At 33.7% G+C, this 2,319-nt stretch carries 2 protein-coding genes; both read left to right on the top strand.

Annotation, left to right across the window (positions count from 1 at the left end):
- Window positions 1–741: carboxypeptidase-like regulatory domain-containing protein (locus VNJ50_RS00555; RefSeq protein ID WP_325578031.1), on the top strand; the 741-nt coding region annotated here is incomplete at its 5' end.
- A 109-nt stretch (window positions 742–850) separates the two neighbouring features.
- The coding region (locus VNJ50_RS00550) for a hypothetical protein (protein ID WP_325578029.1) at window positions 851–2,319 on the top strand (1,469 nt) is incomplete at its 3' end.

Raw genomic sequence — 2,319 nt, 5'->3', positions numbered from 1 at the left:
AAAACTATCCTTCTTTTTTTACTGTGTTCCACCGTCATGTTTTCACAGAACCTTGAAGGTGTAGTTTATGACTCCGAAGCTCCAGTATCTGGTGCTAGAATAATGAATACCACTTCAAAAAGTGTCACTTCTACTGCTGCTGATGGCACTTTTAAAATCTATGCTCAAGTTAATGACACACTTATTTTTAGTTCCTTGTTCCATCATACCAAACAATTTGTGATCAATGCCTCCCACTTTTCTGAAATTCAAGTTTTTGAACTCAAAAAAATAGTAAACGAATTAGATGAAGTTGAAATTCAAGGTTCTATCACACATAAACCAACGGATGGAACTGAAGCTACAAATACACTTAATAAGCAACTTAAGAATGATTTTGAAAAGCATGGCTACAAATACAAAAAGGCAAATACCGGTCCTTTAGATATTATGGCCATTGGAGAAAGTGTTGTCAAACTTTTTAAAAGAAAAACACCGCGTGAACGCCAAACTGTTGAAACCTATATTTCATCTGATGATTTTGATAAACTTTTCAAAAAAGATAAATTCTTTAATGATAAATTTTTGCTTTTAGATTTAAGTATTACCAAAGATTTTAAACATCTGTTTTTTGCTTATTGCGAAACAAAAAACATCCCATTCTCACTTTTACTTCCTGATAACTCCATCTATCTTATTGATCATCTTTTAAGATATAGTGAAGAGTTTAAAGAGATATTAAAGGAAAGTAAAAAACATTAATTCAATTCCAAATAGAGTTTCAAAGGGTCTTCTCGTATTTTAATTTAAAAAATTGAGGTTCATAATTTCAAAAGGCATATTTTTGAGTCTTATCTGATTTGATTGCCCAATGAGAAGAAATCTTTATTTTATTCTAACCATTTTAACGTTAATTTTATGGAGTTCTTGTCGGAAAGATTTTGATTTTCAACCTAGCGAAGGAAATTTAAGATTTTCAAAAGATACGGTCTACTTAGATACTGTTTTTACCAATATAGGTTCTAGCACCTACAACTTAAAAGTTTACAACCACAGCAATACAGACATCCTAATACCTTCCCTACGTTTGGGGCAAGGACAATCCTCCAATTACCGCCTTAATGTAGATGGTATGGCGGGTAAAGAATTTACAAATGTCGAACTTTTGGCAAAAGACAGTTTGTATATTTTTATTGAAATGACTTTGGATATTCACTCGGTTGCTGCGTCAAAAAATCAATTTTTATATACCGATATCATTGAGTTTGACAGCGGAGCCAATTTTCAAAAAGTTGATTTAGTAACCTTGGTCAAAGATGCCATTTTTATTTATCCTTCAAAAGATTCACAAGGCGTCGTCGAAACCTTGCATTTTGATGTGGATGGCGATGGAATTGATGATGAAACCAATGTACAAGGTCGATTTTTAAATGATGAAGAACTTCACTTTACAAATGAAAAACCCTATGTAATATATGGCTATGCAGCGGTTGGCGAACATAAAACCCTAACGATTGATGCAGGTGCCAGAGTACATTTTCACGCAAATTCCGGACTGTTGATTACAAACAACGCTTCCTTAAAAGTAAATGGTCAATTTAGTCCAGATCAAACCACCTTGGCCAATGAAGTGATTTTTGAAAGTGACCGTTTGGAACCAATGTTCCATACGATTCCAGGTCAATGGGGAACCATCTGGCTTTTTCAGGGCAGTAAAGAAAATGATATCAATTTTGCAACGATTAAAAATGCTACAATTGGAATTCTCGCAGAAAACAATCCTAATGCCATAATCCCAAAGCTAACCATCAAAAATTCAAAAATATATAATTCAAGCAATTTTGGAATTTTAGGTCGTGCCACGTCCATAACTGCCGAAAATGTTGTCATCAACAATGCAGGGCAGTCTGCTTTTGCAGGTACTTTTGGTGGCACTTATAATTTTACACATTGCACGATTGCCAACTATTGGAGCAATAGCTTTAGGCAGCTTCCTGCACTTTATCTCAACAACTTTTTGGTTTTAGAAGACAATACTACAGTTACGAATGCACTTACTGCTGCTAACTTTAACAATTGCATCATTTATGGCAATCACAATCCTGAATTTCTGATTGAAGATGAAGAAGGTGCTGATGTCAATTTCAAATTTACTAATGCTTTGATCAAATTCATTGATTCACATGATAAGTTTGGAAGTAACCCTAATTATGATTTTTCCAATACGTCTTTATACGATAATACTATATTTAACGAAGATCCTAATTTTAAAAACACCTCAAAAAATGATTTGATCATTGGTCAAAAATCAGGCGCCATTAACGTGATCGGAAACAATAC

This window comes from Gelidibacter sp. (genome assembly GCF_035577925.1).
Lineage (GTDB): Bacteria > Bacteroidota > Bacteroidia > Flavobacteriales > Flavobacteriaceae > Gelidibacter.
Note: the sequence above shows the minus strand (reverse complement) of the source record. Positions and strands in the feature narration are given on the sequence as shown.